Here is a 25,710-nt window from a genome sequence, read left to right as displayed (position 1 = left end):
GGGGACCCGCGAGACGCGGGGTACTGACGGCAGCGGCCGGCCTGGCCGCGGTCGTGGCGACGGCCCCGGGGGCACAGGCCGCCGAGGGACCGGGCGGCGGTGCGCGCCGCTCGCGCTGGACGACGTCGTGGGCGACCGCGCAGACCGCGCCGACGGCCACCGACGTGGTGGCGAGCGCCGGGCTGACGCAGGGCACGTTCACCGCGCGCGTGCGGCTGTCCGCGGGCGGGCAGGTCCGGCTGCGCTACGGGCACGCCTTCGGCACGGTGCCGGTCCTGATCGGCCCGGTGACCGCGGGCGGCGCCCCCGTGACGTTCGGCGGGCGGCGGCAGGCCTGGCTCGCCGCGGGTGCCTCGCTGACCAGTGACGCGGTCGGGGGCCTGCGGGCCGCCGAGGGCTCCCTGCTGACGGTGCGGACCGAACTGCCGGGCCCCACCGGTCCGTTGTCGTTCCACCGCAACACCCATGCCTCGCACGACGTCGACGGGGTGCGCACCACTTCGGTGTTCCTGCTGACGGGTGTGGAGGTGACGGGCGCGCACGGGCCCGTGATCGCGGTGCTGGGCGACTCCATCGCGGAGGGCGTCGGCACACCCGATGACTCCGATCTGCGCTGGCCCGACCAGCTGGCCAGGCGCCTTCCCGGCGCGGCGCTCGCCGATCTCGGGATCAGCGGCAACCGCCTGCTGCTGGACGACGCCCGGTTCGGGCCGGGCGGACAGGCCCGCTTCGACCGCGATGTGCTGTCCCTGCCCGGACTGCGGACCGTACTGGTCCACCTCGGCGTCAACGACCTCCAGCAGCCGCCGAGCCAGACCGACCCGGCGCTCGTCCTGGCCGGCTACCGGCAACTGGTGCTGCGCGCCCGGGACGCCGGCCTGCGCGTGGTCGGCGCGACCATCACGCCGTTCGGCGGCTGGACCCGCTGGACGCCCGAGCTGGAGACGGTGCGGCAGCAGATCAACGCGGCCGTACGGACCGGCCGGGTCTTCGACGCCGTCGCCGACTTCGACGCCGCCGTGCGCGATCCGGACCACCCGGAGCGGATGCTGCCCGCGTACGACAGCGGCGACGGCCTCCACCCCAACCCTTCCGGCCATGCGGCGCTCGCCGCAGCCGTCGACCGCCGACACCTTCTGTGAGGGCCGCACCATGAAGCCAGGCACCACCCGAGGCACCACCGGCACCACCACCCGCCGTACCGTCCTCGCCGGTGCGGCAGCACTCGGCGCGGCCGCCACCCTGCCGTTCACGCTCGTGGCGGGGACCGCGCACGCCGCGGACCCGGTCGACGACGCGGCCTCGCTGCGCGCCCGGTGGCACACCCTGCTCACCGGCGGCCCCGGCCTCGACCTCACCGACCCGCAGATCGCCGCGGCCGTGGCGAGGATCGGGAAGGCCGCGACGACGTCCGCGAAGGGCCTGGACCCGACCCGTGCCGACGGGCTGTTCCCCGACCTGACCAGCACCACGCTCTCCAACCACGTCACGACGTCGTTCAAGCGGCTCGCGACGGTCGCGACCGCGTGGGCCGTACCCGGCACCGTCCAGTACGGCGACACCGCACTGCGGGACCTGCTCGTGGCGGGCATCGACTGGATGCTGGCCAACCGTTACGGACCCGGGCACACCCGGTTCGACAACGACTGGGACTGGGAGATCGGCTGCGCGCTCGCGCTCAACGACGCGACCGTACTGCTGTACGACGCGCTCGGGGCGGAGCGGCTCGGCCGGATCAACGAGGCCGTCCGGAGCTACACACCCGACCCCAACCTCTGGCGCGCCGACCGGCAGATCGCGACCGGCGCCAACCGGGTGTGGATCTCCACCGTCGTCGCCGTGAACGCGGTGCTCCGCGACAGCGGCGCCGACCTCGTCCGGGTCCGTGACGCTCTTTCGGACGTCGAGGGTTCGGGCGCCAACAGCGTCCTCGCCTTCAACGACGCGAGCGCGGCGGCCGAGGGCACAGGAGAGGGCTTCTACTCGGACGGCTCGTTCCTCCAGCACTACAAGCACCCGTACAACGGTGGCTACGGCAAGGAGTTGCTGAACAACCTCTCCCGTCTCCTGAACCTCCTCGCGGGCACGTCGTGGACGGTCACCGATCCCGATCTCGACAACGTCCGGCTCTGGGTCGACGAGGGCTTCGACCCGCTGCTGGCGCGCGGCGATGTGATGGCGTCGGTCTGCGGGCGTGAGATCGCCCGCCCGAGCAAGCAGGGCCACATCTCGGCGCAGACGGTCATCGAGGCGGTGGTGCGGCTGATCCCGAGCTTCCCCGGAGAGACCGCCGACCGGTTCACGTCCCTGGTCAAGCAGTGGATCGCCGAGGACACCTACCGCGACTTCCTCGCCGTGACCGACCTCGCCTCGCTCGTCGCGGCCCGCAACGTCATCGCGTCGTCGGTACCCGCCCGCGGTCCGCTGGTCGCCCACAAGCAGCACCCCCGGATGGACAAGGCGGCCCACCACCGGCCCTCGTTCGCGCTCGGCATCTCCGCCTACTCGTCCAGGATCTACAACTACGAGTCGATCCAGAACGAGAACCTGCACGCCTGGCACCTCTCCGACGGCATGGTGCTCCTCTACACCAATGACCTCGGCCACTACAGCGAGGACTACTGGCCCACGGTCGACCCCACCCGGCTGCCCGGCACCACCGTCCTCGCGGGCCGGCCCGCCGACGCGGCGGGGCAGCGCACCACCAGCACCACCGACTGGGCGGGCGGCGCCGCACTGCCGGGGACGACGCTCGGCGCGTACGGGATGGAGCTGCGGGCGTTCGGCAGTTCGCTCCAGGGCCTCAAGAGCTGGTTCTGCCTGGACGACGTCATCGCCTGCGTCGGCTCCGGCATCACGGCCGACGCGGGTACGGCCGAGACCGTGGTGGAGAACCGGAAGCTGCGGGACCCGGCGGCGGCCCTGCTCGTCAACGGCCAGGCGGCGTCGGCGGACACCGGCTGGTCCGCGCAGCTGGACGAGGTGCGCTGGCTGCATGTCGCCGGGACGGGCGGCTACATCTTCCCGGCCCCCGCCACGCTGCACGGTCTGCGTGAGGAACGGACCGCGACCTGGCGCGAGATCAACCTCAAGTACGGCACGGACACCTCCGTCACCCGCCCGTATCTGACGCTGTGGCAGGACCACGGGACCGCACCGCAGGGGGCGGGCTACTTCTGGCTGCAGGCGCCGATGGCCTCCGCCGAGCGTACGAAGCAGTGGTCGTCCGCGCCCCCGGTGAAGCTCATCGCCGACTCCACCGCCGTGCACGCGGTACGCCGCTGCACGGACGGGCTGCTCGCCGCGAACTTCTGGACCGCGGGCACCGCGCAGGAGCTCGCCTCGGACGGACCGGCCTCGGTCCTGGTCCGGCCGGAGGGCAAGACGGTGACCGTTTCGCTGTCCGACCCGACCCAGCTGCGGTCCTCCGTGGTGCTGAACCTGGCCCAGCGCAATCTGGGCGTCGTCTCGGCCGACCCGGGCATCACGGTGGCTCCGACCGGCACCGGCATCCGTATCACCGCCGCCACATCCGAACTCCACGGTGCAACCCTCAACCTCACTCTGAAGAGGAGCTAGACCCTTGCTGTTCGACATGCCTCTGGACCGGCTGCGCGACTACCGGCCGGAGCCCGAGGAGCCGGCCGACTTCGACGCCTTCTGGGAGAAGACGCTCACGGAGAGCGCCCGCCACGGCCTGGACGCCGAGTTCGTTCCGTACGACGCCGGATTCACCACCGTCGACGTGTTCGACGTGACGTTCCGCGGCTGGGGCGGCCAGCCGGTGAAGGCGTGGCTGATGCTCCCCCGGGAACGCTCGGGTCCGCTGCCCGCTGTCGTGCAGTACATCGGGTACAACGGCGGCCGCGGCATCCCCTACTCCTGGCTCACCTGGAGCGCCCTGGGCTACGCCCATCTGGTGATGGACAACCGCGGGCAGGGAGGTGGCGGCAAGAACACCGCCGACACCATGGACATCGGTCCCGAGGGGAACGGCTCCTCCTCCCCCGGCTTCCTGACCCGGGGCATCGAGGACCCGTACCGGCACTACTACCGCCGGCTGATCACGGACGCCGTGCGGGCCGTCGACGCGGCGAAGGCCCATGACGCGGTGGACGCCTCGCGGGTCGCGGTGCTCGGCGGCAGTCAGGGCGGCGGCCTCGCGCTCGCCGTGGCGGGGCTGCGGGACGACGTCGTGGCGGCCGTCGCCGATGTGCCGTTCCTCTGCCACTACCGGCGTGCCTCACAGATCACGGACACGGGTCCGTACGCGGAGATCGCCCGCTGGCTGTCCGGGCACCGCTTCCGGATCGACGAGGCGATGGAGACCCTGTCGTACTTCGACGGTGTCAACTTCGCGGCGCGGGCGACCGCTCCGGCGTGGTTCTCGGTGGGGCTGATGGACAAGACCTGTCCGTCGTCCACGGTGTTCGCCGCCTACCACCGCTACGCCGGTCCGGCGCAGATCGAGGTGTTCACGTACAACGGGCACGAGGGCGGGGCGGAGTACGACCTGCCCCGCAAGCTCGCCGCCCTGCGCGGCGCGTTCGGTCAGTAGGGGATACCGGTCACCGGCCCAGCGCCGCCATCGCGGCGTTGTGGCCGGGGACCCCGCTGACCCCGCCGCCGCGCACCGCGCCGGCCCCGCAGAGCAGGACGTTGGCATGCGCGGTCTCCACGCCCCAGCGGCCGGTCTCCGGTGCGGCGTACGGGAAGGCTAGGTCCCGGTGGAAGATGTGGCCGCCGGGCAGCCGCAGGTCCCGCTCCAGGTCGAGCGGTGTCTTCGCCTCGATGCAGGGCGCGCCGTCCGCATCCAGCGCCAGGCAGTCGGCGAGCGGCTCCTCCAGGTGGGCTTCGAGCTCGGCGAGCGTGGCCTTGAGCAGGGTGGCGCGGGTGGCGTCGTTGTCCGCGGCGAACAGGCGGGCGGGGGTGTGCAGGCCGAAGAGGGTCAGCGTCTGGTAGCCCCGGGCGGCGAGGTCCGCGCCGAGGATCGAGGGGTCCGTGAGCGAGTGGCAGTAGATCTCCGAGGGCGGGGCGGCGGGGAGCCGGCCCGCTGCCGCGTCCCGATGGGCGTCGGCCAGTTGCCCGTACCCCTCGGCGATGTGGAAGGTCCCGCCGAACGCCTCGCGCGGGTCCACGGACCGGTCCTTCAGCCGGGGCAGTCGGGTGAGCAGCATGTTCACCTTCAGCTGGGCACCCTCGGCGGGTGCGGGCGGCGCGTCGCCGAGGAGGGCGGCCAGAGCCTCGGGCGAGGCGTTGACCAGAACGCGGCGTGCGCCGACGGTCGACTCACCGCTCGCCGTCCGCACCGTCACCTCGGCGTGCGACCCGTCGGTGTCGATACGCACCGCCTCGTGCCCGGTCCGGATCTGCGCACCGGCGGCCAGCGCGGCCCCTGCGAGGGCGTCGGTGAGCGCACCCATGCCGCCGACCGGGACGTCCCAGTCGCCGGTGCCGCCGCCGATCACGTGGTAAAGGAAGCAGCGGTTCTGGAGCAGTGACGGGTCGTGCGCGTCGGCGAAGGTGCCGATCAGCGCGTCGGTGAGCACGACGCCGCGGACGAGGTCGTCGGCGAAGTTGTCCTCGACGGCGACGCCGATGGGCTCCTCGAACAGCATCCGCCACGCGTCCGGGTCGCCGATCCGCTCCCACAGCGCGTCACGGGTGGGCAGCGGCTCGGTGAGTGTGGGGAAGACCCGCTCGGCGACCTGCCCCGTGAGTCCGTAGAACCGCTGCCAGGCCTCGTACTCCCGGTCGGAGCCGGTGAGCGCGGCGAACGAGTCACGGGTGCGGTCGCCGCCGACGAGCAGCCCGGTGGCACGCCCGTCGCGGACGGCCGGGGTGTACGAGGAAACGGTCCGTTTGCGTACGGCGAAGTCCAGGCCGAGATCGCGGACGATCTTCGGCGGGAGCAGCGACACCAGGTACGAGTAGCGCGACAGGCGGGCGTCGACCCCGGCGAAGGGGCGGGTCGAGACCGCCGCTCCCCCGGTGGTGGCCAGCCGTTCCAGGACCAGGACGGACTGTCCGGCGCGGGCGAGGTAGGCGGCGGCGACCAGGCCGTTGTGGCCGCCGCCCACGATCACTGCGTCATAGCTGTCTCGTACGGGCATGCCCCTTGGTAACACGGACACGCGGCCCGGACCAGGGCTCGCGCCGGGCTTCGCCCTCAGTGCTGCGGGATGCCCCGCTGCTGCCGCAGCGCCGCCACCTGCCGGTAGAGGTCGACGGCCTCGGGGCCGCGGCCGAGCTGTTCGAGGCAGTGCGCCTCGTCGTTGCGGCCGGCCAGGGTGTCGGGGTGGTCGGCCCCCAGGATCCGGGTGCGCTCCTCTGCGACCTGCCGGTACACCTTGAGGGCGTCGGCCCAGCGCCCGAGCCAGCCGAGGCCCACGGCGACCTCTCGGCGGCTGACCAGGGTGTCGGGGTGGTCGGCTCCCAGGACGCGTTCGCGGTGCGCGCACACCTCGCGGGATTCGGCCAGTGCCTCCTCCCAGCGGGCCAGCCTGCCCAGGTTGACGCCCAGCCCGTGGCGGGCGCGGAGGGTCTCGGGGTCGGTGGGGCCGCTGACCCGGGTCCGGTCCTCGACGAGCGCGCGGTAGAGCTCCAGGGCCTCGGCGCTGTGGCCCAGCCGGCCGAGGCTGATGCCTACCTCGTAGCGGGCCGCGAGGGTGTCGGGGTGGTCGGCGCCCAGGGCCTGCGCACGGGCCTGGACGACTTCCCGGTAGGTCTGCAGGGCCTCCGCCCAGCGGCCGAGCCGGCCCAGGGTGTAGCCGACCTCGTAGCGGGTGACGAGGGTGTCGGGGTGGTCGGCGCCGAGCAGCCGGCCGCGCGCCGTCGCCACGTCGCGGGCCATGACGTACGACTCCTCCAGCCGGCCGAGCCTGCTGAGGTTGAACGCCAGGTTGTGGCGGCAGCGCAGGGTGTCGGGGTGGTCGGACCCCATCGAGCGTTCCCGCGAGGCGAGGACGGCGGCGTACAGCTGGTGGGCCTCGAAGTGACGGTCGAGCCGGCCCAGTACGTACGCCATCTCCTGACGCGCCGCGAGGGTTTCCGGGTGGTCGGGGCCGAGCGTGCGTTCGCGCCCCTGGGCGACGCGGTCGAACTCGCGCAGCGCGTTGGCCGCATCCCCTGTCCGGCTCAGGGTGAACGCGACCTCGTACCGGCTGGAGAGCGTCTCGGGGTGGTCGGGGCCCAGCACGTTCTCGCGTTCGGCGGCGACCGCGCGGTGGACCTCCCCCGCCTCCTCCCAGTGGCCGAGCCTGCCCAGGTTGAGGCCGGCGCTGTGGCGGTTGGCGAGTACCGAGAGGAGTTCCGGGGCCGGGGTGGGCCGCCCGGCCCCGGCCGGCCGGCCGATGCCGGTGGTCCATGCGCCGGTCAGACCCGCCGCGTGGTCGAACGGATCGGGTGGACCGGTCGGGCTGCCGGTCGCCTTGTGCCCGGTGGTCATCCCGCGGGTCCAGTCCGGCAGGCGCGATGCGGGGGCGACCGGCCCGCCGGGTCGCGCGACCGGGGCCGGCGGCGCGAGGAGCACCTGGCCGGTCGGTTCCGGGTGCGCCTGCTCGCCGGTTCGGCCGCCGGCGATGCGGCGGCGCAGGTCGCCCGCGTCGGCGGGCCGCTGGTCGGGGGCCTTGGCCAGCAGTTCCAGGACGACACGGTCGAAGAACCCGGGCAGCTCCGCCCGGTGGGTGCGCAGCGGTTCGGGCGGGGTGTCGCGGTGCCCGACGAGCACGCCCCAGGCGTCGTCGAGGTCGAACGGCGGGGCGCCCGTGGCGATCTCGTACAGCACGCAGCCCAGCGAGTAGAGGTCGCTGCGGTGGTCGATCTGGCCGCCGCTGATCTGCTCCGGCGACATGTAGTGCGGGGTGCCCATCGCGATGCCGACACCGGTGAGGCGGGAGGTGACCGAGATGTCGTGGCCGAGCCTGGCGATACCGAAGTCGCAGATCTTCACCGTCCCGTCGGCCAGCCGCATGATGTTGGCGGGCTTGAGGTCGCGGTGGATGATCCCCTGCTGATGGGTGTAGCCGAGGGCGTCGGCGACCTGTTCGGCGATGTCGACGACGTCGTCGACGGGCAGCGGGTGCTGCTTGTTGTCCTCCAGGAGCTGGCTGAGGTTGCGGCCGTCCAGGAGTTCCATCACCAGATAGAGCACGCCCTCGTGCTCGCCGAAGTCGTGGACGACGGTGACGCCCCGGTGCTGCAGGGCGGCGGCGACCCGGGCCTCCCGGCGGAAGCGTTCGCGCAGGATGCGGGTGAAGTCCTGGTCGTGCTGCGGGCCCATCGGCTTGAGGCATTTGACGGCGACCTGCCGGCCGAGCGACTCGTCGCGGGCACGCCACACCTCGCCCATGCCGCCACGCCCGATCAGATCGAGCAGTCGGTACCGGCTCTGGATCAGCCTGGTTTCCGCCATCCCTGCTGTCGCCCCCGTCACTCCGCCTGCTGTCGCTGTGCCCTCCCCGGCCCGTCCAGTATGGCTGCCTCCCTTTTCAGTTTGTACGGGGTGGGGCGGCTGCCGGGTCCGAGTCGTGCCATCGCGTTCACGATGTGACCGGGCGGGAGTTGCCAGCGCAGCTTCGACGGGATGGTGCGCAGGACGGTTCCGGTGGTGCGCAGGCGGCGGTCGACGGTGGGCGCAGGCGGTACCGGTCTGCCGTACAGCTCATGGGCGAACGGGGGCAGCGACTGGTAGGCGAGGGTCGCGACGCGCCGCCACAGGACGGCACGCGCCGGTACGAGCAGCGGGTGGACCGGTGGCCGGCGCAGGAAGTGGTCGACATCCAACGCCTCGGGAGAGGAGGCCAGTTGGGGCCGCACCTGCTCGAAGTAGGCGGCCAGCTGCGCGGCCGTCGCGGGAACGCCGGCCGGATCCAGCCCGACGAGCCGGGCACTGGTGCGGTGCTCGTCGATGTACCGGTCGGCCTGCGCGTCGGTGAGCGGGTAGCCGGAGCGCCGCTGGACCTGAAGGTAGGAGTCGACCTCCGCGCAATGCACCCACAGCAGCAGGTCCGGCTCGTCGACGCCGTACGTCTCACCGGTCAGCGGGTCGGTGACCTTGAGGAGCCGGTGGATCTTGCGGACCCGGGCTCCGGCCTTCTCGGCGGCGTCGGTGGTGCCGTAGGTGATCGTCCCGACGAAGCCCGCCGTACGCATGAGCCGCCCCCAGGCGTCCTTGCGGAAGTCGGAGTTCTGCATGACGCCGCGCACCGCGCGCGGGTGGAGGGCCTGGAGGTACAGGGCGCGCACTCCGGCGACCCACATCATCGGGTCGCCGTGCAGCTGCCAGGTGACCGAGGCGGGCCCGAAGAGCCCGGGGTCGGGTTCCGTCATGTGCTCGTACCTCCTGCTGGGCGGCGAACCGACGCACTCGTCGCGATGGGGCGCTCCGGCCAGGATCGCAGTCCCGGAGAGGCTCTCAGGATCTGCTTGTCGTCACCACCCCGGCAACGCCCCTTCGGTGACTTCGCGATGCACGGACTCCTCGCTTCATCCGGCCCGGAGCCAGAACCTGTCCGGGCGGTCAGGACGGCGGCGGCTCCGTCGGCGTGCGCGGTGGCCGCACGGCCGTCGCAGGGTTCATGGCTTCGCGCCGAAGTCCTGCGTCCACCACGGTCCGCCGGGCCCCTGGTGGATACCGATGCCGATGTCCTTGAAGTCGCAGTTGAGAATGTTGGCGCGGTGGCCGGGGCTGTTCATCCAGGACTCCATCACCGCTGCGGGCGTCTGCTGGCCCCGCGCTATGTTCTCGCCGTACGTGGACCAGTGGTACCCGGCGTCGGTGACGCGTTGCCCGGGGTCGGCGCCGTCCGGGTTGGTGTGCTCGAAGAAGTCCCTGGCCGCCATGTCGTCGGAGTGGCGCTGCGCCGCGTCCGTGAGCTGGGTGTCCTCCGTGAGCGGTCCGCATCCGGCGGCCCCCCGCTCCTTGTTGGCCAGGGCGACGACCTGGGCCGTGGTGCTCAGGGGGGCCGGTTGCGCGGCTGGGGCGCTCGGCACCGGCGGTGTGGCCGTCTTCTTCGGCGCCGGGGGGTCGCTCTTCCTCGGTTTCCGGCTCGGGGTCGCAGGGGCGCTCTTCTTCGCGGACGGCGAGGGCGACGCGGAAACGGACACGGACGGCTGCGGTGACGGTGACGTGGTGGCCGGGGTCCCGGGTGCGGCGAGATCGGTGACGGGCTCGGCCGCCGTACGCGACGCCGCTTCGTCGTCGCCTCCGGTACCGGGCCCGAGGGATGCGTACCACAGGCCCCCGCCGGCCACGCACGCCGCCAGTACCGCGCCGCCGACCGCCCGCCGCCGGACGGTCCGCCGGCGCCGGCGCGCTTCGGCGCGCGAGGTGCCCCGCCCGCCCCCGTTCCGCCCGCCCGGCGAACGGTGCCGGCCGGGCCCGGCGGGTATCGCCCCGTCGCCCGGTGCCCCGCCGAGCACGTGCGATGCGGCGACGGACGCCATCGCGTCCTGTGCGGGCCACAGCGCGAGCAGGGCCACGGGCGCCGCGACCAGTGCCAGCCCCGCCAGCAGGCCTTCGGCGGGCATCAGGCCGCTCCGGAGTCCGGCGCACCGGAAGCAGTCACGGGCGTGCCGGGCTATGCGTTTGCGCCACAGGACCGAAGGCCGGCCGTCCCACGCCGCGAGGACCCCGCGGAGTTCCTCGCACGGCGGCTGCGCGTCGAGCGCCCGCACGACGATGCGGGCCGTCTCCAGCTGCGCCTTCATCCGCTGCACCCGGACCGCCGCGTACTGCGGCGAGAGTTCCAGTGCCTCGGCGACCTCGGTACGGGTCAGCTCCCCCGCGCACTCCAGCCACCACAGCGACAGCAGGCCCCGGTCCTCCGGCTCCAGCCACCGCGTCGCACGCGCCGTCTCCTGACGCTGCCCGGACAGTTGCAGGCGCATCATCGTCAGATCAACGAAGTCGGCCCCGGGATCGGCGACCTGCCCGGCCTCCTCCAGCGTGCCCGGCGCGCCGTTGCGGCCCTGCCAGTACGCGCGGACCTGGTTCATGGCGATCGCCACCAGCCAGGAGCGGAAGCTCTCCGGGGCCCGCAGACCGCCGAGCCCGTGCAGCGCCCGGAGCATGGTGTCCTGCACCACGTCGTCCACGTCCGCCGAACCGTTCAGCGCCCGGCCCACGATGTTGTAGACGAGCGGAAGGTACGCGCTCGCCAGCTCGTCCCTGGCCCCCGCGTCCCCCTCGCGGGCGGCGGTCACCAGTGCCGCCGGGTCCACCGTGTGCTGCTGGCTCATGAAGAAGTTCCCTGTCCCGTAGACCGCTGATGATGCCCGATGGCTGGGAGACCGCCGGGAGCGGGCCGGATATCAGTTTCCACGAACGGGATTTCCTCAGGTGTGACCAAGCCTCATAGTTGACACTTTTCCACGGATCTGACCTGCAGTGATGCCAACTGGGTTCAAACACACCCGCCCACGAAGAGGCGGTTTAGTTGGCACATTGGTACAACGTGGTGCACTGAGGCAGCACCGGCGCCCTTGCTGCTCGCTCCGCCTTGGCCGCTCACGGCGATCAATAGCGACGCGAACCCCCGTGGGCAGGGCACTTTCAAAGTCCTGGTGAGGGCATGAATCGGCTGGTCACGGCGGTGTGGGAGGTCCGGGTCGGCCCGTCACGTAGGCAACGAAGCTCCGGTTGAACGGGGTGACCTTCCCAAGTCGCCCTGAACCACCGGAGCTTCGATGTGCCGCCAGTCTGCCACCGTCTGCCTGATCAAGTCGCCCACCGTGGATGGAACGGCGGGACTGCTGCCCGATCCGCGTCGGCGTCGAGGGGTTCGTCACCCGTTCGTGGCGGTGCTGCTGGTTGCCACCTCGGCGGTGGTCGCCGGCGCCCGCTCGTACGCGGCCGTCGGACAGTGGTCCGCGAACGCTCCGCAGCACACCCTTGCCCGGCTGGGCGCCCGGGTCCTGGGGCCATGGGCGTGCGCCTCGAAAGTCTCCCACCTCGGACCAGGTCGACCACCCGGAATCAAACACCCGTCCCACCCCGCGCCACGACGTGCACGGTTGGCAAACCAGGCTCCACGAAACGACGAACGAGGAAGTCAACGGACCCACGTTCGCGCGCGTGGGTTAAAGATCAAGTTAGCGGATTGATCGCCAGGCCGTTGAGGAACCGCTCGTGCAGAAGTTTGGGCCGGCCCGTGCCCGACAGGCTCACGAGATTCCCTCGCGCCCCGGCGTGCCGCCTTCTCCAGGCGCGATAACCGACCCTGCGTTTCGCGCTTTCAGTGAAATTGCAGATTCACTCAACATAGACACACGGAGGGGTGCGGCATTGCATTCTTCCTTCGGAGATTCGATCGCGTCGGCAGCTCCCATGGAATATCGATAGTCTGTTTATAGGGCGTACGGGGACGGGTGCGGGATGATTCGATCCGAGTGCGGATGTGGCTCGGACCCGTTATCATCACCCGGAGTGCACGGCCCCGGGCGGACACCTCTGGACGACACCGCCCGGCGAGTACAGTGGACGAAGATCACAGCGCGGGAGCGGCAATGGCTGATATTTCTCATGGTGCACTCGTACTGACCGGCGGACGCATGACGTCGGAGGTCATACGGAGCGACGACAGGGTGCTACGACCCACATCTACTTCGTCGGAATTCATGGCTTCCCTTCTGGGAATATTCGAGGAGCGCGGTTTTTCAGGCGCCCCGAAATACCTCGGCCAGGTGGGCGGAAAAGATGTTCTGACGTACATGGAAGGTCATGTTCCGAAGAAGTTCCAACCATGGTCGGACGGTCAGGTCCGGGCGGCGACCCTGCTCCTGCGTGAGATGCACGAGGCGACACGTGGGAGTCGGCTCGCCGGCCGGTTCGACGTTGTGTGCCATCACGACCCCGGGCCGAATAACTACGTCTTCAGAAACGGTCTGCCCGTGGCGATCATCGATTTCGAGGAAGCCGCTCCGGGAAGTCGGCTCGAGGATGTTGCGTACCTGGCGTGGACGTGGTGCATTTCGTCCAAGTGGGCCACTCCGCTGGAGGAGCAGGCCGACCAAGTGCGGCTCGTCGCGGACGTGTACGGGTTGGAGGAGCCCGAGCGTCGCGCTCTGGTCGACTGCGTCCTTGAGCGCCAGGCGCGGAACGTAAGGTTCTGGTCGGAGTTCTTGGCCCGCCCGGCTTCGGCGCCGGCGCCCGCGAACGTTCTGGGCGACCGGATCTCCTGGAGCAGGCGGGAACATGCCTTCGTCTGCGCGCACCGCGACGTGTTCGACCGGATCCTGAACTGAGCGTTTCCGGGTCAAGAGCCCTGCTCCGCATGGTGTGCGGGCCGGACGGGGGCCGGGGGCAGTCCGAACATGGCGCCTTTGAGGCGGGCGAGTCCGGGGATGTCGACCGTCAGCCTGTCCCGGCTCATATACGGCGCAACGGGGCGGTCCAACGGCGGGTTGGCAAGGAAGAGCACGGCGATGCGCCGCCCTGCTCACGATCCGAGCGGGCACGCATAGGGCCAGGGGACCGGCGACGGTCGGCTGGAATATGACACCGTCCAGCCGATACTGCCCCCCATGCCTACGCGGTAACGGCAGCCCCATCCAGAACACCCTCGGAGGCGCATGGCAACTGCGCTGGCACCTCCCCATCGTCTTCGCATGCACCCGGCACAAAAGCCTCCTTGAGTACGAATGTCCGTCCTGTCTCCTTCCCCTCAACAACCCCGAGCGGCGGCGCGTCGCACTGATCAAGCAACCGAACATCGACGGCTTGCACCCGCTTCAGTGCCGAAACCCCGAAATCTCTCCGGGCGGCAACCCCATACCCGGCACCGGTCCCGTCTGCGGCGCCCGCCTGGACCACATAGACAGCCACAGAAACTCACCCTTTACACTGGAAGACCTCCAGCTGCTACTCGATCTCCAAAAGCGCATCGACGGACGATTGAATCCGCCCGTCAACAGTGCTCACGCTTCCCCCGCAGCCGACACCTACTTCCATGACCTCATCACCGCCACGCGCCTCATCAAAATCAGCTGGCCAACCGGACACCGCCTCTTGCCCACCAGCACTCTGGCCGCGATCGTCAATGCACACATCGCACCGTTCCTCTCCAGCTATTCACAGGACCAAGGAGCAACAATCGCAGGAGTTCGGACCGCCCCGACGGATCCTGCGACATCCGGCGCGTTACTCCTCGCCGCCGACAATCTCATCACAGAACGCGACGTGTGGACCCTCGCCGAAAAGGTCGGGCCTCTCTCCGCCGAAACATACAGGCGTTCAAAACCATACGCGAGCAAGATCGCCCAAGAACCGGGCATCTCCAAGGAATTCGCACGGGCAATGTCACCACGCGACCCCAATTCGCGCAAAACCAACATTCTTTACCGAAAACTGCGGCACAACTACACCTTCACCATCGCCCAAGTCCCGGCCTACCTGCCACGCTCCTGGTACCTGACGCACTTCGCAAAGCTCCGCGCACAGCTCCCCAACATCACATACCGTGACGACCGGCTCCTGCGTCGCGGAGCCGCATTCCGGCTCGCGGAACTCGCATCGGGGCAGACATGGTCGGATTGCGCAATGTCCCTGGGCGTCTCTCCAGGAGTGGGAGCCAACGCACAGCGCATGCTTGGGCACAGGCTCACCGACGCGCGGCTGTGGCCACTCTTCACTCACATCGTCGAGGAAATCGCGGACGAACTCGACGCCCAGAAGGACCGAATCGACTACGCCAACCGCCGGCTCAGAATGGGAAGCTGGTGCATGCCCGACACTGACCGGGACCGCCTCTTCGACAGCCTCCACCGGCTCGAGCGCCTGCGGACCCAGATGGTTCCGCGCTTCATGTCGATCGTCGTATGGAGCGATGTCACGCGGGGTGAACCATCGCGGTCCCCCTTCGCGGTCGCGGTACGCAGCGCCGTCGGCACCCAAGCCCTCACCACACTGATAGGCCACTTCCACGAGGCCAACCTCGGTCACGGCCAGCGATTCCGACTGCGGCAGCGCCTGGCTCTCTATGCGACGTACCTGGCCAGGTCCTGCGACCAAGACGAGAAACTGTCCGTCGACATGGACGTCGTAGTAGCGCAAGAAGCGGACGCGTACAGCCCGAGGGCCCCCGACCCGCTTGCCTGAAGCTGCAGGTCAGCACCCTCTGCCGTCAAAGCCCAGCGGGTACACGTGGTACTGACTGTCGGCAGCAGTCAGTGCCAACTATCCCACTTCTATGCCAACTAAAAAGCCTCGTCACAAGGAGTCAGCGACGCACGCGCGGCATCCCGAGTCCGATCCACGAGATGATCTCCCGCTGGATCTCGTTGTTGCCGCCGCCGAAGGTGAAGATGACGGCGGACCGGTATCCGCGCTCGAGCTCGCCGTGCAGGACGGCGCCCGCCGAGCCCTCCTTGAGCGGGCCCGCCGAGCCGACGACCTCCATGAGCCAGGCGTAGGCGTCGCGGCGCGCCTCGGAGCCGTAGACCTTGACGGCGGAGGCGTCCTGCGGGGTGAGGGTGGCGTGCTGGACGGCTGACACCATCTGCCAGTTCAGGAGTTTCATCGCATCGAGCCGGGCGTGCGTGCGGGCGAGACGGGCGCGGACCCAGCCGAGGTCGATCACGCGGCGGCCGTCGGCGAGGCGGGTGTCGGCGGCCCAGCGCCGGACGTTGCGCAGGGCGCGGATGGCCATGGTGCCGTGGGCGGCGAGGGTGACGCGTTCGTGGTTGAGCTGGTTGGTGATGAGCCGCCAGCCCTTGTTCTCCTCGCCGACCCGGCGGGAGACGGGGACGCGGATGTTCTCGTAGTAGCTGGCCGTGGTGTCGTGCGAGGCCAGGGTGTTGATCAGGGTGCAGGAGTAGCCGGGGTCGGACGTCGGCACGAGGAGCATGGTGATGCCCTTGTGGGGCGGGGCGTCCGGATCGGTGCGGGCGGCGAGCCAGACCCAGTCCGCGGTGTCGCCGTTCGTCGTCCAGATCTTCTGCCCGTCGACGATGTACGTGTCGCCGTCGCGCACCGCCCGGGTCTTGAGTGCGGCGAGGTCGGTGCCCGCGTCGGGTTCGCTGTAGCCGATCGCGAAGTCGATCTCCCCGGCAAGGACCTTGGGCAGGAAGTAGGCCTTCTGCTCGTCGGTTCCGAACTGCATGATCGTCGGGCCGACGGTGTTGAGGGCCATCAGCGGCAGCGGGACGCCCGCCTGGGCCGCCTCGTCGAAGAAGATGAACTGTTCCATCGGGGACAGACCGCGCCCGCCGTACTCCGTGGGCCAGCCGACGCCGAGCCAGCCGTCGGCGCCCAGGCGCCGGATCGTCTCCCGGTAGAAACGCTTCTGGGCGGCCGGGTCGGCGTAGCGCGCATAGGCGTTGTCGGGGACCAGGGCGGCGAAGTACGTATGCAGTTCGGCACGCAACTGCTGCTGTTCAGGCGTGTATTCGAGGTGCACGGCCCCTCCAGGAGTCTCGCTTCGCGTCGCCCGTGTGCGGCGGCGCACACAGTAGAACGTGTTGCCAGAATCCGGAAGGGGCGCGAACACCCGGGCGTGACCCTCAGCGCTTGACGGCGCGCAGGACGACGAACTTGGGGTCGCCCGCCACCGTGGTGCAGTTACCGAAGATCCGGCGCAGCTGGGTGTGGTAGGCGAGGTGCCGGTTGCCGACCACCCAGAGTTCGCCGCCCTGGCGCAGCGCGGTGCGCGCGCCGTGGAACATGTTCCGGGCCGTCGCGTCCGTGGTGGCCTGGTGCGAGTGGAACGGCGGGTTGCACAGGACGAGGTCCGCACCGGCGGGCTCTGCGCCGGTCAGCCCGTCGGCGACGACGAAGCGGGCCTCGGCGTCCGCTCCGGTGTTCGCCCGGAAGGTCGCCTCCGCGGAGGCGAGGGCCTGGTACGACTCGTCGACGAAGGTGAGCTCGGCGTCGGGGTTGGCGAGTGCGGCGGCCAGGCCGAGGACTCCGTTCCCGCAGCCGAGGTCGACGACGCGGTCCGGGCCGCTGCGCACCGGCAGGTGCTTGAGGAAGAAGCGGGTGCCGATGTCGAGCCGCTCCGCGCAGAAGATCCCGGCGTGGTTGATGACGGTGCGTCCCGCGACAGTGCCCACGTCGCCGGGCAGCTCGTAGCGGTACGGCCAGGGGCTGGGGGTACGCGCCAGGGAGGGGTCGGGTGTGCAGTGGATGAGCCGGGCCTTCTTGACCGCGAGCGAGGTGCGGGTGGGGCCGATGATCCGCTCGAACAGTTTGAGGGTGGAGGTGTGGATCTCCTTCACCATCCCGGTGCCGATGACAACGGTGCCTGCGTGGACGGCGGGCGCGAGCCGGTGCAACTGGTCCTCCAGGAGCGCGAGGCTCTTGGGCACACGGACGAGCAGGACGTCGATACGGTCCGGCGGCGTCTCGCGGGCGGACAGCAGGCGCACGGCTTCGGGGTCGGCGCCGTTGCGCTCCAGGTTCGCCGTCGTCGCCCGCTGCGCGAGGTAGGAGTCGGTGATCTGTGCGGGGCGGTGCTCGGCCAGCGCCGTACTCAGCGCGCCCCAGCGGTCACCGACGATCACGAGGCGTCCGGAGAGCGCGAGCGGCTCGGCCCCGTCGATCCCCTCCAGGTGCCGCAGCAGGTATTCGTCGGCCGCGTCCCAGGCCTGGAACGGGTCGCGGGGGTTCTCGGGGAATCGGGCGAGGTCGTAACCGGCCCCTGACGTCGTCAAACGGTTCATATTGCGTTCAGGCTAACCGAGCAGCGCCGTACGCCCGCACAGCCGGCCGCCGCCGCGCACCTGCACAGTGCCCTGTACCGCCGCTACGGCCGGGTGTCCCCCGCGCCACCGGCATCCGCCGGCGGCCAGGGCAGGCGCCCGGCCGCGGGGCCACTAAGGCAGCTGCTTGTCGAGGGCCGCCCGGCCCTCACTGGCCAGCCGGCGCTCCGCCCACTCGAGATTCCGGGGTGTCAGGTCCCGCCCGGAGGCGAGCACCACGTCCTCCGCCGAGGGATTCTCGCTGGCACCTGTGTGCAGAAGGCTGTCGGGGGTCACGCCCCGTACGGATACGGATTCGGGCTCGTCGCTCATGCCGCCTCCTCGTCCTTGCGGCAATTCTCGCCCCGCGCCGAGGGGGGCGCATCCGAGGCGCGCGGCAGCCCGGTCCCGACCCTCACTTGACCTGCACATGATAGGTACGCAGTGTTCACACCTCGGTCACGGTGCGTGTGGAAGGCTCCCGCTGACCACCTAGTAACACGACCACCGCGGCGCCGTCCCCCACCCTGTGACAGCGCCGCGGTGCCCGTATTTCCGGAGAGGACACCCCACATGTCCCGTCGTCACCTTTCCCACCGGCGCCCGCTGCTGGCCACTCTCGCCGCCTTCGCGGTGCTCGCGGGCACCGCGGCCGCCGCGCCCGCCGCGACACCACCGGCCGCGGTCCCGTCCGCCACCCCGCTCGGCGCACTGGACGACACGTACTACCAGGACGCGCTCGGCAAGACCGGCACCGCCCTCAAGGGCGCCCTGCACACGATCATCAGCGACCAGTCCAAGCTCACCTACAGCCAGGTCTGGGACGCGCTCAAGGACACCGACGAGGACCCGGCCAACTCCTCGAACGTGATCCTCCTGTACACCGGACGCTCCGAGCCCAAGAGCGACAACGGCGGCAACGTCGACCAGTGGAACCGGGAGCACGTCTGGGCCAAGTCCCACGGCGACTTCGGCACGGCAACGGGCCCCGGAACGGACATCCACCACCTGCGCCCGGAGGACGTCTCGGTCAACTCCACGCGTGGCAACAAGGACTTCGACAACGGCGGCACCGAGCTGAGCGAGGCGCCCGGCAACTACACCGACAGCGACTCCTTCGAACCACGCGACGCGGTCAAGGGCGACGTGGCCCGCATGATCCTCTACATGGCGGTGCGCTACGAGGGCGACGACTCCTTCGCCGACCTCGAACCCAACGACAGCGTGTCGAACGGCTCCGCACCGAACATCGGCCGGCTCTCCGTGCTGAAGACATGGAGCGAGCAGGACCCGCCGGACACCTTTGAACAGCGGCGCAACGACGTCATATTCGACCAGTACCAGCACAACCGGAACCCGTTCATCGACCACCCCGAGTGGGTGGAGTCCATCTGGTGACGGACCTCTCCTGACCCACCGGCGGACGGTCCCTGCGGCGGCTCAGCGGGCGGCCGTCTCCGTGCACCAGGTCACGGCCTCCTCCCGGGAGTCGAAGCGGCGCGGGACCCCGTCCTCGCCGCCCGGCTCACGGAGGCGGCCGTCCGGGTCGGCCACCGCGGTGCGGCGGCCGTCGCCGGCGAGGCGGGCCAGCCCGCTGCGCAGCATCGCCCGGGCCACGGCGTCGATGTCCGTCACCCGCACCAGGTCGAGCACCACGGCGCCGGTCCGCCCGGTCCCCGCCTCGTCCAGGGCGTACAGCACCCGCTCCGCCGCGGTGAAGTCCAGAGCGCCCTGGGCGGCGGCGACCGCCACCCGTTCGCGGCGCGCGCGCTCCCGCTCGCCCGTCGGCGCGGTGGGCAGATCGTCCGCGGTGGTGACCAGGGTGACGGTGGAGCCCGCCAGGGCCGGGTTGTACATGAGATGCAGGCCGAGCCGCTCCGAGAGCATCCCGATAGCCCGGTGTCCCCGCACGGAGGTGCCCGTCGGATCGAGCAGCGGGCTGTACGTCGCGAGTCCGAACCGCGCGGGTCCGGCGGCGATCAGACCGCCGGAGACCCCGCTCTTGGCCGGCAGCCCGACTCTGAGCAGCCAGTCGCCCGAGGAGTCGTACATGCCGCAGGTCGCCATCACGGCGAGCACCTGGGCGGCGACGGGCTCGGACACCACCGTGTCCCCGGTGAGCGGATTGACGCCGCCGTGGGCCAGGGTCGCCGCCATGGCGGCGAGATCCAGTGCCGTGACCCGTACCGCGCACTGGCGGAAGTACGTCTCCACCGCCGCCACCGGATCCATGGGCAGGGGGCCGGTGGAGCGGATGAGATAGGCGAGGGCGCGGTTGCGGTCCCCGGTGGCCGCCTCGGAGGCGTACACCTCCTCGTCGACGTCGAGCCTCCGGCCGGCGAACCGGCTGAGGCAGTCGAGGATGCGTCCGAACCTCGGCGCGACGGGGGTGTCGGGGATCAGGGCGGTGGTGACGATGGCGCCGGCGTTGACCATGGCGTTGTCCGGGCGACCGGTGCCGTGTTCCAGGCTGACGGCGTTGAACGCCTCGCCGCTGGGCTCGGCGTTCACCCAGCGGGACACCTCGTCGAGGCCGAGGAGGGACAGGGCCAGGGCGTAGACGAACGGCTTCGACACGGACTGGAGGGTGAACGGCACGTCGGCGTCGCCGGTGCTGTACCGGTGACCGTCCATGCTGATCAGGGCCAGCCCGAAGGCGCCCGGGTCGGCGAGCGCCAATTGCGGGATGTAGTCGGCGAGTTCACCTTCGTCGACTCCGGCGTACCTGGTGTGCAGTTCTCGCAGCGCGTCCGTGACCGCACCGGTGGCGGGGCTCACCGTGCTCCCGGCCGTCAGCTGCGCTCGGCCTGGGCGATCCGGGGGAACGACTTGACGCCCGCGGCCTTGCGGCTGTTGGCGTGCTGGCTGACCGTCCGGTTCGGCGGCGCGTCGGCGAAGCCGAGCACCACGGAGTCGAGCACCTTGCCGGAGGCGTCCACGAACTCCACCCGCACGGCGTAGAAGGCGGCCTTGTCGGTGCGGTTGGTCACCCGTACGAGGGCGCTGCGGAACTGTTCCGACGCCGCGACCGGGAGGCCGTTGACGGACACGTCATCGACGGCGTTGCCCTTCCCCTCGACACCCTTCAGTGTCGTCACGGCCTTCTGCCGGTTACGTTCCACATCGGCGGAGACCGAGGCCGCGAAGTCCTCCTGGGTGCGCGGGCTCTCGGTGACCGAGGGGGACGTGGCCGGCTCCGCGGACACCGTACGGGTGCTTCTGGCCGTGCCCTGCGACGAGGTGTCGGAGCTGTCGCAGGCGGCGGTGCCCGCGACGATGACCGCGGCGAGCACGGCAGGGGTCAGGCTGCGGGCTGCGCGGCCGCCGAGGGCGCGCCGCACGGGGCTGGTCTGGTTCACGGACGCTCCGTCTGATCGGAAGTGAGAAGGGAAATGGGGGCAGGCGAGGTGGGGACCGGCCGGGGCGCCGGCTCCGGGGTGGTCATGCCGCGTCCTCGCCGAAGATCTCCCGGAGCCGCTGCTCGCTGGAGGTGTCCAGATTGCTGTGGAGCAGTTCGGCGCCGCCGCCGGGGAGCGCGTCGCCGATCCGGTCGGGCACCTCGTTCATGGTGAGCAGGAACAGCGCCGAAGTGCCGGGCGTGATCTTCTCCTTGACCTCGGCGATGAAGTCGTCGTCGATGCCGACGTCGGCCAGCTTTCCGCCGAGCGCTCCGGCGGCCGCGCCGATGGCGGCGCCCAGCAGCGGCATCAGGAAGATGAGCCCGAAGAGCATGCCCCAGAAGGTGCCGCTCAGGGCGCCCGCGCCCACCAGGTTGAGCAGCTGCTTCGTGCGCGGCTTGGCGCGGTCGGCGGGCCAGCTCACGACGGCGGCGTCCAGGATCTTGATCAGTCCCTCCTTCTGAAGGGACTTCAGCGTCGTCTCCACGTCCTCCGCGCCTTCGGCGGACTGGAATTTCCACACGGTGAGCGTGGACATCGCGCATACCTCCCGAACCCGGAATGACCAACTCGCCCATATTAGGATCAAAAGGTATGAATTGACTCGTCGAATCACCCGCTCCGCACCGCAGTGCGCACAAGTCCCCGGGAGGGAACTGATGGATACGGACGCCCTGACCGCCGGTCTGTTGCAGAAGCTCCGCGCGGCCAAGCCCTATCCGGCCCTGTCCCTGACCATGCCGACCCACCGCCGCGCACCGGACAACGCCCAGGACGCCGTACGGCTGCGCAACCTGGTGTCCGAGGCCGGCAGCCGGCTCGACGCCGATCCCGAGGTCACCCGCGAGGTGCGCGCGGCGGTCAGGAAGCAGCTGGACCGGGCGGTCGACGAGATCGATCCGCGCCGCGCGCTGGACGCGCTGGTGGTCCTCGCGACAGCGGACGAGTACCAGATCTGGCAGCTGCCGCGCACCGCACCCGAACGGGTGGTACTCAGCGACACCTATCTGACCCGCAACCTGGTCGCCGCGAAGGCCCAGGCTCAGCCGTTCTGGGCGCTCACCGTGTCGGCCGACCACGCCGCCCTGTTCAGCGGCACGTCGGACTCCGCGCACGAGGAACACATCGGCGGCTTCCCCCTGACCGCCCCGCGCGAGGCGCCCAACCCGCAGCGCGAGGAGCGGATCGGCGACACCCCGAGCACCTTCAGCGGCGAGGAGACCCGGCAGTTCCTGCGCACGGTGGACGAGAAGCTGCGCGGGGTACTGGCCACCGATCCGCGCCCGCTCTACCTGGTCGGCCTCGCTCCGGCGCTCGCCCTGCTCGACGAGGTCGGCGAGAGCGCCAAGGGTGCGGTCGGCCGGGTCACCAAGGGCGCACCGGCCGACACCTCGCCCAGCGATCTGCTGACCGAGCTGCGGCCCGCGCTGGAGGCCCGGCAGAAGCGCTTCGCCGCGGAGATCGACGGCAAGCTGGACGAGGCCCGCGGGCGGCGTGCCTTCGCCGGCGGCCTCGACGAGGTGTGGGCCGCCGTACGGGAGGGACGCGCCGGCCTGGTGGCGGTGGAGGAGCACTACCAGCAGACGGTCCGGGTCGACCAGGAGCACCTGGTGCCGGTGGGCGGCGAGGCCGCCGGCCCGGCGGACGAGAAGGTACGCGAGGACATCGTCGACGAGCTGGTCGAGGCGGCGCTGGACAGCGGCGCCGACGTCGTCTTCGTCGCGGACGACTCACTCAAGGAGCACGGACGGATCGCGGCGGCGCTGCGCTACTGAGCGGTGGCTGCGGCCCGGGCTTTTTTGCCACACTGGAGAGGTCCCGGGCCGTAGCGCCGAGAGGAGAACGCATCATGCCACGCGGATCGAATCCGAAGCGGGAACGGCAGTACGAGCACATCAAGGAGAGCGCCCAGGAACGCGGCGTCGGCGAGGACCGGGCCGAGGAGATCGCCGCCCGGACCGTCAACAAGGAACGGGCCCGCGCAGGCAAGTCTCGGACCGCGAGCCGCACCTCGACCGAGGACATCTCGTCCTCGCGGCGCGGCGGGCTGCGTTCACACAGCGGCGCCCAGGGTCCCACCCGTGACCAGCTCTACGAAGAGGCGAAGCACAAGAACGTCAAGGGGCGTTCATCGATGACGAAGGCCGAGCTGGCGCGCGCGGTCGGCCGCTGACCCTCGCAGCGCGGCAGGCCCGGACGGAGACCCCCGTCCGGGCCTATTCCGTACCGGGGCGCGCTCACCCCTCCCAGGTCCAGTCGGTCACCTCCGGCAGGTCCGTGCCATGTGCGCGGATCCAGTCGTGGTGGCGGTTGCGGGTGTCCGCCATCTCCTGGCGCACCGCCACCGCGCGGACCCCCAGGCCGGGCACGCGGTCGATGACGTCCATGACGAGGCGGTAGCGGTCGAGGTCGTTGCGGACCACCATGTCGAAGGGCGTGGTGGTCGTGCCCTCCTCCTTGTAGCCCCTGACGTGCAGTTGGGCGTGTCCGGTACGGCGGTAGGCCAGCCGGTGGATCAGCCAGGGATAGCCGTGGTAGGCGAAGATCACCGGCTTGTCGCGGGTGAAGAGGGCGTCGTACTCGGAGTCCGGCATCCCGTGCGGATGCTCGGCATGGGGCATGAGCCGGGCCATGTCGACGACGTTCACCACCCGCACCGACAGCTCCGGCAGATGACGCCGCAGCAGACCGGCGGCCGCCAGGGTCTCCAGGGTGGGCACGTCCCCGGCGCAGGCGAGCACGACATCGGGTTCGCGGCTGCCGTCCTCGGTCCCCGCCCACTCCCAGACGCCCGCTCCGCGCGCACAGTGTGCGCGGGCCTGGTCGAGGGTGAGCCAGTCGAAGCCCGGCTGCTTGCCGGCCACGATCACGTTCACGTAGTCGCGGCTGCGCAGTGCGTGGTCGGCCACGGAGAGCAGGGTGTTCGCGTCCGGGGGCAGATAGACGCGTACGACCTCGGGGCTCTTGTTCAGGATGTGGTCGACGAATCCCGGGTCCTGGTGCGAGAAGCCGTTGTGGTCCTGGCGCCAGACGTGCGAGGTGAGCAGGTAGTTGAGGGAGGCGATGGGGCGGCGCCAGGGCAGCCGCCTGGAGGTCCGCAGCCACTTGATGTGCTGGTTGACCATCGAGTCGACGATGTGGGCGAACGCCTCGTAGCAGGAGAAGAGTCCGTGCCGGCCGGTGAGCAGGTAGCCCTCCAGCCAGCCCTGGCAGAGGTGCTCCGAGAGGACCTCCATGACGCGGCCGTCGCGGGCGAGGTGCTCGTCGGTCGGGAGCGTGCCGGACTGCCAGGCCTTTCCGGTGGCTCCGTAGAGGGCGTCGAGGCGGTTCGACGCCGTCTCGTCGGGGCCGACGACCCGGAAGTCCCGCCGGTCGGCGGTGGCCGCCATGACGGCCTCCAGCAGCCCGCCGAGAACCCTGGTCGGTTCATGGAGAACGGTCCCCGGCCTGTCCACCTGGACGGCGTGCTCGTCGAGGGGCGGCACCGGCAGATCGCGCAGCAGCAGGCCGCCGTTGGCGTACGGGGTGGCGCCGAGCCGCGCCTCGCCTTCCGGAACGCAGGCGAGGACCTGGTCCGTGGGGCGTCCCTCGGCGTCGAAGAGTTCCTCCGGCCGGTAGGAGCGCAGCCATCGCTCCAGCTGCCGCAGGTGCTCGGGATTGTCGCGGACCCCGGGCAGGGGGACCTGGTGAGCACGCCAGGTCCCCTCGACGGGCACCCCGTCGACCTCGGCGGGTCCGGTCCAGCCCTTCGGGGTGCGGAGCACGATCATCGGCCAGTGCGGGCGTCCGGTGTCGCCCCCGGTCCTGGCGGCGTCCTGGAGCTCGCGGATCCGGTCGAGGGCCCGGTCCATCGCAGCGGCCATCGCGCGGTGCACGGTGAGGGGGTCGTCCCCCGCCACGTACAGCGGTTCGTGTCCGTAGCCGCGCAACAGGGCGTCGAGCTCGGCCTCCGGGATACGGGCGAGGACGGTCGGGTTGGCGATCTTGTAGCCGTTGAGGTGGAGGACCGGAAGGACGGCCCCGTCATGGACGGGATCGAGGAACTTGTTGGCGTGCCAGGAGGCGGCGAGCGGTCCGGTCTCCGCCTCGCCGTCGCCGATGACACAGGTGACCAGCAGGTCGGGGTGGTCGAGTGCGGCGCCGTAGGCATGCGCGAGGGCGTAGCCCAGTTCGCCGCCCTCGTGGATGGAGCCCGGGGTCTCCGGCGCGACATGGCTGGGCACGCCGCCGGGGAAGGAGAACTGCTTGAACAGCAGCCCCATGCCCGCCTCGTCCCTGCTGACGTCGGGGTACGTCTGCGAGTAGCTGCCCTCCAGCCAGGAGTTGGCGAGGACGGCGGGGCCACCGTGCCCGGGACCCCAGACGCACAGCGCTTCGGTGCCGCGTGCGGCGATGACGCGGTTGAGGTGCGTGTACACGAGGTTGAGCCCCGGTGAGGTGCCCCAGTGGCCGAGGAGCCGGGGCTTGATGTCCTCGGGAACGAGTGGGCGGGTCAGCAGCGGATTGGCCATCAGGTAGATCTGGCCCACGGCCAGATAGTTGGCGGCCCGCCAGTGTGCGTCGAGCGCGGCGATCTCTTCGTCGGTCGGGCCGGTCGTCGATGAGGACGGCGGGGCGTCGCTCATGGTCACCTCTC

General features: G+C 70.8%; 20 protein-coding genes. 9 read left to right on the top strand and 11 right to left on the bottom strand.

Annotation, left to right across the window (positions count from 1 at the left end):
• Positions 1 to 53 precede the first annotated feature (53 nt).
• Genes OG912_RS35960 through OG912_RS35950 form a run of 3 tightly spaced genes read left to right on the top strand, consistent with a single transcriptional unit; the run spans position 54 to position 4,558 of the window.
• Positions 54 to 1,142 carry an SGNH/GDSL hydrolase family protein gene (locus OG912_RS35960; RefSeq protein WP_327712997.1) on the top strand — a complete coding sequence of 363 codons (1,089 nt, stop codon included), beginning with the start codon at positions 54 to 56 and terminating at the stop codon, positions 1,140 to 1,142.
• Entirely contained in the window at positions 1,099 to 3,579 is a 2,481-nt protein-coding gene (locus tag OG912_RS35955; protein ID WP_327712996.1) for a polysaccharide lyase 8 family protein, read from the top strand. Before OG912_RS35960 ends, OG912_RS35955 begins: the two co-directional genes overlap by 44 nt.
• Positions 3,580 to 3,583: 4 nt before the next feature.
• Positions 3,584 to 4,558, top strand: coding sequence for an acetylxylan esterase (locus tag OG912_RS35950; RefSeq protein ID WP_327712995.1), 975 nt, complete (start codon positions 3,584 to 3,586; stop codon positions 4,556 to 4,558).
• A gap of 10 nt (positions 4,559 to 4,568) precedes the next feature.
• Here OG912_RS35950 and OG912_RS35945 read toward each other — a convergent pair whose 3' ends face one another.
• From OG912_RS35945 to OG912_RS35930, 4 genes are all read right to left on the bottom strand, one after another.
• Positions 4,569 to 6,113 carry a phytoene desaturase family protein gene (locus tag OG912_RS35945; protein WP_327712993.1) on the bottom strand — a complete coding sequence of 515 codons (1,545 nt, stop codon included), beginning with the start codon at positions 6,111 to 6,113 and terminating at the stop codon, positions 4,569 to 4,571.
• Positions 6,114 to 6,169: 56 nt separating this feature from the next.
• Positions 6,170 to 8,413, bottom strand: a complete 2,244-nt coding sequence (locus OG912_RS35940; protein ID WP_327712992.1) for a serine/threonine-protein kinase — start codon at positions 8,411 to 8,413, stop codon at positions 6,170 to 6,172.
• Between the two features lie 17 nt (positions 8,414 to 8,430).
• Entirely contained in the window at positions 8,431 to 9,330 is a 900-nt protein-coding gene (locus tag OG912_RS35935; protein WP_327712991.1) for an oxygenase MpaB family protein, read from the bottom strand.
• A gap of 246 nt (positions 9,331 to 9,576) precedes the next feature.
• On the bottom strand, positions 9,577 to 11,241 hold the full coding sequence (locus OG912_RS35930; RefSeq protein ID WP_327712989.1) for a sigma-70 family RNA polymerase sigma factor: 1,665 nt from the start codon (positions 11,239 to 11,241) through the stop codon (positions 9,577 to 9,579).
• 447 nt (positions 11,242 to 11,688) lie between these two features.
• Between OG912_RS35930 and OG912_RS40170 the strand changes: the two genes are divergently transcribed.
• The 3 genes from OG912_RS40170 to OG912_RS35915 all read left to right on the top strand — a co-directional run bounded on the left by OG912_RS40170 (position 11,689) and on the right by OG912_RS35915 (position 15,097).
• On the top strand, positions 11,689 to 12,105 hold the full coding sequence (locus tag OG912_RS40170; protein WP_443061059.1) for a transposase family protein: 417 nt from the start codon (positions 11,689 to 11,691) through the stop codon (positions 12,103 to 12,105).
• Positions 12,106 to 12,618: 513 nt separating this feature from the next.
• Positions 12,619 to 13,245: a phosphotransferase family protein gene (locus OG912_RS35920; protein WP_327712988.1), complete on the top strand. Its 627-nt coding sequence runs from the start codon at positions 12,619 to 12,621 to the stop codon at positions 13,243 to 13,245.
• A 190-nt stretch (positions 13,246 to 13,435) separates the two neighbouring features.
• Positions 13,436 to 15,097 (top strand): TniQ family protein, encoded by a 1,662-nt coding sequence (locus OG912_RS35915; protein WP_327713628.1) that lies wholly within the window; start codon positions 13,436 to 13,438, stop codon positions 15,095 to 15,097.
• A 121-nt stretch (positions 15,098 to 15,218) separates the two neighbouring features.
• Here the strand turns inward: OG912_RS35915 and OG912_RS35910 are convergent, their stop codons facing one another.
• The 3 genes from OG912_RS35910 to OG912_RS35900 all read right to left on the bottom strand — a co-directional run bounded on the left by OG912_RS35910 (position 15,219) and on the right by OG912_RS35900 (position 18,009).
• The gene (locus OG912_RS35910; protein WP_327712987.1) at positions 15,219 to 16,397 is read right to left on the bottom strand and encodes an acyl-CoA dehydrogenase family protein; all 1,179 of its coding nucleotides are present in this window, start codon (positions 16,395 to 16,397) and stop codon (positions 15,219 to 15,221) included.
• A 103-nt stretch (positions 16,398 to 16,500) separates the two neighbouring features.
• The gene (locus tag OG912_RS35905; RefSeq protein WP_327712986.1) at positions 16,501 to 17,658 is read right to left on the bottom strand and encodes a methyltransferase; all 1,158 of its coding nucleotides are present in this window, start codon (positions 17,656 to 17,658) and stop codon (positions 16,501 to 16,503) included.
• Between the two features lie 153 nt (positions 17,659 to 17,811).
• A complete protein-coding gene (locus tag OG912_RS35900) occupies positions 17,812 to 18,009 on the bottom strand; it encodes a hypothetical protein (RefSeq protein WP_326734270.1) in 198 nt (65 codons plus the stop codon).
• 240 nt (positions 18,010 to 18,249) lie between these two features.
• On the opposite strand from OG912_RS35900, the gene OG912_RS35895 reads away from it, so the two are divergent.
• Positions 18,250 to 19,074 (top strand): endonuclease I family protein, encoded by an 825-nt coding sequence (locus tag OG912_RS35895; protein WP_327712985.1) that lies wholly within the window; start codon positions 18,250 to 18,252, stop codon positions 19,072 to 19,074.
• Positions 19,075 to 19,116: 42 nt separating this feature from the next.
• On the opposite strand, the gene glsA is transcribed toward OG912_RS35895, so the two are convergent.
• The 3 genes from glsA to OG912_RS35880 form a co-directional block, all read right to left on the bottom strand.
• Positions 19,117 to 20,454 (bottom strand): glutaminase A, encoded by a 1,338-nt coding sequence (glsA, locus tag OG912_RS35890; protein WP_327712984.1) that lies wholly within the window; start codon positions 20,452 to 20,454, stop codon positions 19,117 to 19,119.
• Between the two features lie 14 nt (positions 20,455 to 20,468).
• Positions 20,469 to 21,035, bottom strand: a complete 567-nt coding sequence (locus OG912_RS35885) for a hypothetical protein (protein ID WP_327712983.1) — start codon at positions 21,033 to 21,035, stop codon at positions 20,469 to 20,471.
• Between the two features lie 82 nt (positions 21,036 to 21,117).
• Positions 21,118 to 21,612: a DUF1269 domain-containing protein gene (locus OG912_RS35880; protein WP_327712982.1), complete on the bottom strand. Its 495-nt coding sequence runs from the start codon at positions 21,610 to 21,612 to the stop codon at positions 21,118 to 21,120.
• Between the two features lie 121 nt (positions 21,613 to 21,733).
• Here OG912_RS35880 and OG912_RS35875 point away from each other — a divergent pair, with 121 nt between their 5' ends.
• The gene (locus tag OG912_RS35875) at positions 21,734 to 22,849 is read left to right on the top strand and encodes a baeRF3 domain-containing protein (protein ID WP_327712981.1); all 1,116 of its coding nucleotides are present in this window, start codon (positions 21,734 to 21,736) and stop codon (positions 22,847 to 22,849) included.
• Positions 22,850 to 22,923: 74 nt separating this feature from the next.
• Entirely contained in the window at positions 22,924 to 23,247 is a 324-nt protein-coding gene (locus OG912_RS35870; protein ID WP_327712980.1) for a plasmid stabilization protein, read from the top strand.
• Between the two features lie 64 nt (positions 23,248 to 23,311).
• Here the strand turns inward: OG912_RS35870 and OG912_RS35865 are convergent, their stop codons facing one another.
• Entirely contained in the window at positions 23,312 to 25,699 is a 2,388-nt protein-coding gene (locus OG912_RS35865; protein WP_327712979.1) for a phosphoketolase family protein, read from the bottom strand.
• Between the last annotated feature and the right edge of the window lie 11 nt (positions 25,700 to 25,710).

This window comes from Streptomyces sp. NBC_00464, from assembly GCF_036013915.1.
Lineage (GTDB): Bacteria > Actinomycetota > Actinomycetes > Streptomycetales > Streptomycetaceae > Streptomyces.
Note: the sequence above shows the minus strand (reverse complement) of the source record. Positions and strands in the feature narration are given on the sequence as shown.